This window comes from Streptomyces sp. 130 (genome assembly GCF_007096885.1).
Lineage (GTDB): Bacteria > Actinomycetota > Actinomycetes > Streptomycetales > Streptomycetaceae > Streptomyces.
Genome location: NZ_VJNO01000010.1, coordinates 188523 through 195856 on the forward strand (window position 1 = coordinate 188523; position 7334 = coordinate 195856).

A 7334-nucleotide genomic window follows, 5' to 3' on the forward strand; every position below is an offset into this window, starting at 1 on the left:
GGTGTGGTACTGCCTACGGAGAGCTATTTGTCGGCTTCCGTGAAAGGTGCCATTCGTGTCGCATGACGATCAGAGAACGGGCGGCAGAGGGGATTCGCCGGTGACGGCCGACCTCCCCGGCGAACCGGGCCACGGCCGGAGCCCCGTCACCGACCGGGTGGTGTTCGGCGTCACGGCCGGCCTCACCCTGGCCTTCGTCATCTGGGGGGCCACCGCCACCGACTCACTGGAGACCGTATCCGACAAGGCCCTCAACGGACTCATCCACAACGGCGGTTGGGCGTTCATGCTGGCCGCGTCCGGGTTCGTGGTCTTCGCCCTCTGGCTCGCCATCAGCCGGTACGGAAACATCACCCTCGGCCAGGAGGACGAGGAGCCGGAATTCCGCACCGTCTCCTGGGTCGCGATGATGTTCAGCGCCGGCATGGGCATCGGTCTGATGTTCTACGGGGTCAGCGAGCCGCTCGCCCACTTCACCGACCCGCCGCCCGGCACCCACCCCGCCGACGCGGCCGAGGCGATGCAGACGGCGATGGCCACCACCCTCTTCCACTGGACGCTGCACCCGTGGGCGATCTACGCGGTCGTCGGCCTCGGCATCGCCTACAGCACCTTCCGGCGCCGCAGGCGGCAGACCATCAGCGCCGTCTTCGAGCCGCTGATCGGCCCCCGCCGCGCCCACGGCGGCCTCGGCCGGTTCATCGACATCCTGGCCATCTTCGCGACCCTCTTCGGCTCGGCCGCCTCGCTGGGGCTCGGCGCCCTGCAGATCGGCAGCGGCTTCCACGAGCTGGACTGGAAGGAGAAGACCGGCACCGGACTGCTCGTCCTGATCATCGCCGTGCTGACCGTCGCGTTCATCGCCTCGGCGGTCTCCGGCGTGGAGAAGGGCATCCAGTGGCTGTCCAACATCAACATGGTGCTCGCCCTGATCCTGGCCGTGTTCGTCTTCATCGCGGGCCCCACGATCATCGTGCTCGACCTCATTCCCACCTCGATCGCCTCCTACTTCGGCGACCTCCCGCAGCTCGCGGGCCGCACCGAGGCCACCGGGGAGGGCGAGGTCGCCGACTGGCTCGCCAGCTGGACCGTCTTCTACTGGGCCTGGTGGATCTCGTGGACGCCCTTCGTCGGCATGTTCATCGCCCGCATCAGCAGGGGCCGCACCATCCGCCAGTTCATCGGCGGCGTCATCCTGGTGCCCAGCACCGTGAGCCTGATCTGGTTCGCCATCTTCGGCGGCAGCGCCATCAAGCTCCAGGAGGGCGGCAAGCTGGGCGGCGCCGACACACAGGAGGCGCAGCTCTTCGGCGTGCTCCAGCAGTTCCCCGTCGCCACGCTGATGAGCATTCTGGTGATGGTGCTCGTCGGCATCTTCTTCGTCTCCGGCGCGGATGCCGCGTCCATCGTGATGGGCACCCTGTCCCAGAAGGGCATCCTCGAACCCGCCAAGTGGGTCGTCGTCTTCTGGGGCGTCGTCACCGGCGCGGTCGCCGCCATCATGCTGCTCATCGGCAACGGCAAGGGCGACGCCCTGGCGGGCCTGCAGAACCTCACGATCCTGGTCGCGGCCCCGTTCACCATCGTCATGATCGGCATGTGCGTGGCCCTGCTGCGCGACCTGCGTCAGGACCCCTTGATCGTGCGCCGCGAGTTCGGCGTGGAAGCCGTGGAGTCGGCGGTCATCGAGGGCCACGCCAAGTACGACGGCGACTTCGAGATCCGCATCGGCCCGGGCGGCAGCCAGATCACCACGGAACGCCACGGCGGCGACAGGCCCGGGGGCTCCAGCCCGGCTTGATTCCGTGCGGCCCGGGGACTCCAGCCCGGCTTGATTCCGTGCGGCCCGGCGGCCCCCTCCGCCGGGCCGCACCGGGCCCGTCCTACCCCACCAGCCGCGCCGCCTCCCGCGCGCAGCCCAGCGCCACCGTCACACCCGCGCCCCCGTGTCCGTAGTTGTGCACCAGCCGGCCGCCCCCGGCCAGCGGCTCCGCCTCGATGCGGACCCCCGCGTCCCGGGCCGGGCGCAGGCCCACCCGGTGGCCGATGACCTTCGCGCCGGCGATCTCCGGACGGACCCGGGCGCACCGGGCGACTATCTCCTCGGCCGTACGGGGATCGGGCGCCGCGGTCCAGTCGTCGGCCGTCGCCGTGCCGCCCAGCACCAGGCGGCCCGGCTGCGGGAAGAAGTACGTGGTGGCGCTCGACGCCGGGTCGGCCTCCGTGAACCACTCCCGTATCCCCGGGTTCTCCACCAGCACCAACTGCCCGCGCACCGGACGCACCCCCGCGTCCGGGACCAGGTCGCGGGCGCCGAGGCCGGCGCAGTTGACCACCGTCCCGGCCGCCGCGGCGGCCTCGGCGAACGACGTGACCGTGCGGCGCTCGATCGCACCCCCGGCCGCCCGCACCCGGTCCTCCAGCCACGCCAGGTGCGCCGGCATGTCGATCAGCGGCAGCCGGCACCGCAGCCCCTCGGCCGTCTCCACCGTGTCCCTGAGCGCCCCGGCCCACGGCCCCAGGGCGGCCAGGCGCTCACCCCGGTGGAGCCCCTCGACCAGGCGTACCCCGGTCTCCTCCGGCCGCAGGGCCAGCTCCTCGTACCACCGCAGCGCGGCCAGCGACCAGTCGCCGACACGGTCCAGCGGCTCGATCCGGTAGGGCCACCACAGCGCGCCCGCCACGGCCGACGTCGTGTCGCCCGCCGGCTCCCGCGACCACACCCGCACCCGGTGGCCTCCTTCGGCCAGCACCTTCGCCGTGGTCAGCCCGCTGACCCCGCCGCCCACCACGATCACGTCCGCCACCACTGCCGCCTCCCGGTCCGCTGCCTGCCCCGGACCTTAGACGGTGTCCCGCCGATTAGGATCTGGACCCTGATGACTGCCACTCTCGTCGCCAAGGATCTCGCCGCCGGACACGGCGACCGCACGCTGTTCGCCGGGCTCGACCTCGTCGTCGCCCCCGGTGACGTGATCGGTCTCGTCGGAGTCAACGGCGCCGGAAAGTCGTCCCTGCTCCGGCTGCTCGCCGGCCTCGACCAGCCGGAGGAGGGCGAGCTGCGGCTCTCCCCGCCCACCGCCACCGTCGGCCATCTGCCCCAGGAGCCCGAGCGGCGCCCCGGGGAGACCGTAAGGGAGTTCCTGGCCCGCCGGACCGGCGTCGCCGACGCCCAGACCGCCATGGACGCCGCCACCCAGGCGCTGGTCGACGGCGCCCCGGGCGCGGACGACGCGTACTCCGAGTCCCTGGAGCGCTGGCTCTCCCTCGGCGGCGCGGACCTGGACGAACGGGCCGAGGAGACCGCCGCCGAACTCGGCCTCACCGTCGGCCTCGACCTGCCCATGACCGCGCTCTCCGGCGGCCAGGCGGCCCGCGCCGGACTCGCCTCGCTCCTGCTGTCGCGCTACGACGTCTTCCTGCTCGACGAACCCACCAACGACCTGGACCTCGACGGCCTGGAACGCCTGGAGAAGTACGTCTCCGGGCTGCGCTCCGGCACCGTACTCATCAGCCACGACCGCGAGTTCCTGATGCGCACGGTCACCAAGGTCCTCGAACTCGACCTGGCCCAGCAGCAGATCAACCTGTACGGCGGTGGCTACGCGGCCTACCTGGAGGAGCGCGAGCGCGCCCGGCTGCACGCGCGCGAGGAGTACGAGGAGTACGCCGGCAAGCGCTCGGCGCTGGAGAGCCGCGCCCTGATGCAGCGCTCCTGGATGGACAAGGGCGTCAAGAACGCCCGCCGCAAGGCCACCGACTCCGACAAGATCGGCCGCAAGTTCCGCAGCGAGTCCAGCGAGAAGCAGGCCGCGAAGGCCAGGCAGACCCAGCGCATGATCGAACGGCTCGACGTGGTGGAGGAGCCGCGCAAGGAGTGGGAGCTGCGCATGGAGATCGCCTCCGCGCCCCGCTCCGGCGCGGTCGTCGCCACCCTCCGCGAGGCCCGCGCCGTGCGCGGGGACTTCGGGTTCGGCCCCGCCTCGCTCCAGATCGACTGGGCGGACCGGGTCGCCATCACGGGCGCGAACGGCTCCGGCAAGTCGACCCTGCTGGCCGTGCTGCTCGGCCGCCTCCCGCTGGAATCGGGGCACGCGAGCCTGGGCTCCGGCGTGGTCGTCGGCGAGGTGGACCAGGCGCGCAAGCTCTTCCACGGTTCGCAGACGCTCCTCGAGGCGTTCTGCGCGGCGGTCCCGGAGACGGAGCCCGCCGACGTACGCACCCTGCTCGCCAAGTTCGGACTGCGCGCCGACCATGTGCTGCGCCCGGCGTCCACCCTGTCGCCGGGGGAGCGCACCCGCGCGGCGCTCGCCCTGCTCCAGGGCCGGGGCGTCAACCTCCTGGTGCTGGACGAGCCGACGAACCACCTGGACCTCCCGGCGATCGAACAGCTGGAGTCGGCGCTCGACTCGTACACCGGCACCCTGCTCCTGGTGACGCACGACCGCCGGATGCTGGAGGCGGTCCGCACGACGCGCCGGATCGAGGTGGCGGAAGGCAGAGTGACGGAGGTCTGACACTCCGCGTTTGGTATGCCAAACGCCCGGTACTCGCCCCCAAAACCGAGATCGATGCCCGCGACCGTAGTACTTGGCATACCAAGTGCTACGGTCCTCGCATGATGACCCGAGCGAGCGACGACGCCGGCGCCTCGCACGCCGACCGGGCCGAGCGGGCGATCCGCGCGGCCATCCTGTCCGGCGCGCACCCGCCCGGCTCACGGCTGCGCGAACGCGAGCTCTCCGAGAGCCTGGGCGTCTCGCGCATCCCGGTCCGCGAGGCGCTCACCCGGCTGACCGGCGAGGGCCTGGTCGTCATGTCACCGCGCCGGGGCGCCTCCGTACGCGACCTCTCGCTGCGGGACGTCGCCGAACTCTTCGACCTCCGCCTCAGCCTGGAGGTCTTCGCCGCCCGCAGGGCCGCCGAGACCTGCGCGGCCCGGGGAGGCGGGGAGCGGCTGCGGGCGGCGATGGAGGCGGCGGAGGCCGCCACCGCGCGGGGCGACGCGCAGGAGATCCCGGCGGCCAACACCGCCCTGCACGCGGAGATCGTCGCGATGACCGGCAACCGGCTGCTCCGGGACGCGCTGCAGCCCTCGCTCGGACTGGTGCAGTGGCTGTTCAGCCTCACCGGCGGCCGTGACCCGCACGTGCAGTGCGCGGAGCACCGGGACATCTGCGCGGCGATCCACGCCGGCAAGCCGGACCTGGCCGCGGCGCTCGCGTACGCGCACATCGAACGGGGGAGGGAACCGTCCCTGACCGCCCTGACCGGGACGCTCCCGGCCGGGTGACCCCGTAGCGACACCACACACCCACACAGGAGAAGCGCCACATGCTGATCAGCGACGTCCGTCCGTGGGGCGGCGAGTCCAGCGACCTCACCGTCGAGGACGGAGTGATCACCGCGATCACCCCGCACGACCCGGCCCGCACCGTCCCGCAGGACGCGGTGGCCGGCCGGGGACGGCTCGCCCTGCCGTCGTTCTCGGACGTCCACTGCCACCTGGACTCCACGCGGATGGGCCTGCCCTTCCGCCCGCACACGGGTGCCCCCGGCGTCTGGGGCATGGTGATGAACGACCGCGAGCACTGGCGCGAGGACGAGTGGGACGTCGCCCGCCGGGCCACGTACACCCTGGGCCGCATGATCGAACGCGGCACCACCCGGGTACGGAGTTACGCCCAGATCGACGCGGACTGCGGGCTCGAACGGTTCGAGGGCGTCCTCGCGGCGAAGGAGGCGCACGCCGGGCGGTGCGACGTCGAGATCATGGCGTTCCCGCAGGCCGGCCTGGTCCGCGAGAAGGGCGTGCCGGAGCTGATGGACCGGGCCCTGTCCTCCGGCGCCGCCGTGGTCGGCGGCATCGACCCGTGCACCCTGGACCGCGACCCCGTCCGCCACCTCGACATCGTCTTCGGCCTCGCCGAGCGCCACCGCGCCCCGGTCGACATCCACCTCCACGAGCCGGGTGCCCTCGGGGTGTTCAGCGTGGACCTGATCCTGGAGCGGGTGCGTGCGCTGGACATGGCGGGCCAGGTGACGATCTCGCACGCGTACGACCTGGGCTCGGTGAGCGAGGCGACGACGCGCCGCCTGATCGAGGAGTTCGCCGAACTCGACATCGCGATGGCGACCGTGGCACCCGCCCGGCACCACTCCCTGCCCCTGGCCGACCTGACCGCCGCGGGCGTCCGGGTGGGCCTGGGCGAGGACGGCCAGCGCGACTTCTGGTCCCCGTACGGCAACGCCGACATGCTGGACCGCACCTGGCAGCTGGCCTTCACGAACGGCTACCGCGCGGACGCCCTGATCGAACACACGGTGGCCGTGGCCACGATGGGCGGCGCGTCCATCCTCCAGGGAGGCCCGCCCCGCCTGACCTCGACCACGGACCGCCCGGGCGTGACGGTGGGCGCGCGGGCGGACCTGCTCCTGCTGGCGGGCGAGACGGTGACGTCGGCGGTGATGGACCGCCCGGAGGACCGCACGGTGCTGCACGAGGGCCGCGTGGTGTCGGACAACCTGACGCTCAGCCCCGCCGCCTGAAACCAGCCCCGCCGGCGTCTGAGGCGCGGGGCCCGGGGCGGAGTGCGGAAACCCCGAGCCGCTTCGGCGTTCTAGGCGCGGCGCCTGGGGCGGAGCCCGGAAACCCCGAGGCGCTCCGGCGTTCTAGGCGCGGGGCCTGGGGCTTGGCCCGGAATTCCAAGCCTCGCCGGCGTTGAGGCGCGGCGCCCGGGGCGGGCCCGGAGACCCCAAGTCCCGCCGGCGTTTGAGGCGCGGGGCCTGGGGCGTGGCCCGGAAGCCCCGAGTCGCTTAGGCGTTTGAGACGCGGGGCCTGGGGCGGGCCCGGAGACTCCAAGTCCCGTCGGCGTCTGAGGCGCGGGGCCCGGGGCGGGGCCCGGAAGCCCCGAGCGGCTTCGGCGTTCGAGGCGTGGGGCCTGGGGGCGTGGCCCGGAATTCCAAGCCTCGCCGGCGCTTGAGGCGCGGGGCCCGGGGCGGGCCCCGGTTTCGGGAAGGGGCGGGTGGGGGCCCGGCCCCCCGGGGGCGCGCCCCCCCCCCCCCCCCCCCCCCCCACGGCCCGGCACACCCCCCCCCCCCCCCCCCCCGCCGGCCCCGCCCCCCCGCCCCCGCCCCCCCCCGGCCCCGGCCCCCGCGGCAAGCCGTACCCGCCCGCGCCCCCCCCCCCCCGCCCCCTACCCCCCCTCCACCCCCCCCCCCCCCCCCACCGCGGCGGCCCGCGCCCCCCGGGCCGGCGCCGCCGCCGGCGCGGCCCGGCCGCCGCCACGGGACTGACGGCCGCCCGTCCCACCACCCTGCCGGGGCCGGGGCGG

The 7334-nt window shown here is 73.8% G+C and carries 5 protein-coding genes; 4 read left to right on the forward strand and 1 reads right to left on the reverse strand.

Annotated elements, in window-relative coordinates; genetic code table 11:
• Positions 1-55 precede the first annotated feature (55 nt).
• A complete protein-coding gene (locus FKN01_RS12100) occupies positions 56-1801 on the forward strand; it encodes a BCCT family transporter (protein WP_143619468.1) in 1746 nt (581 codons plus the stop codon).
• 82 nt (positions 1802-1883) lie between these two features.
• Here the strand turns inward: FKN01_RS12100 and FKN01_RS12105 are convergent, their stop codons facing one another.
• The gene (locus tag FKN01_RS12105; RefSeq protein WP_185992818.1) at positions 1884-2807 is read right to left on the reverse strand and encodes an FAD-dependent oxidoreductase; all 924 of its coding nucleotides are present in this window, start codon (positions 2805-2807) and stop codon (positions 1884-1886) included.
• 72 nt (positions 2808-2879) lie between these two features.
• Here FKN01_RS12105 and FKN01_RS12110 point away from each other — a divergent pair, with 72 nt between their 5' ends.
• The 3 genes from FKN01_RS12110 (at position 2880) to FKN01_RS12120 (ending at position 6549) form a co-directional block, all read left to right on the forward strand.
• Complete coding sequence (locus FKN01_RS12110) at positions 2880-4517, forward strand: ABC-F family ATP-binding cassette domain-containing protein (RefSeq protein ID WP_143619472.1); 1638 nt, start codon at positions 2880-2882, stop codon at positions 4515-4517.
• Positions 4518-4621: 104 nt separating this feature from the next.
• The gene (locus tag FKN01_RS12115) at positions 4622-5293 is read left to right on the forward strand and encodes a GntR family transcriptional regulator (protein ID WP_143619500.1); all 672 of its coding nucleotides are present in this window, start codon (positions 4622-4624) and stop codon (positions 5291-5293) included.
• Between the two features lie 41 nt (positions 5294-5334).
• A complete protein-coding gene (locus FKN01_RS12120; protein ID WP_143619474.1) occupies positions 5335-6549 on the forward strand; it encodes an amidohydrolase in 1215 nt (404 codons plus the stop codon).
• Positions 6550-7334 lie beyond the last annotated feature (785 nt).

Bases quoted from the DNA above. Each gene is read 5' to 3' on its own strand.
- FKN01_RS12110 (WP_143619472.1), top strand. From the start codon at position 2,880: ATGACTGCCACTCTCGTCGCCAAGGATCTCGCCGCCGGACACGGCGAC.
- FKN01_RS12115 (WP_143619500.1), top strand. From the start codon at position 4,622: ATGACCCGAGCGAGCGACGACGCCGGCGCCTCGCACGCCGACCGGGCC.
- FKN01_RS12120 (WP_143619474.1), top strand. From the start codon at position 5,335: ATGCTGATCAGCGACGTCCGTCCGTGGGGCGGCGAGTCCAGCGACCTC.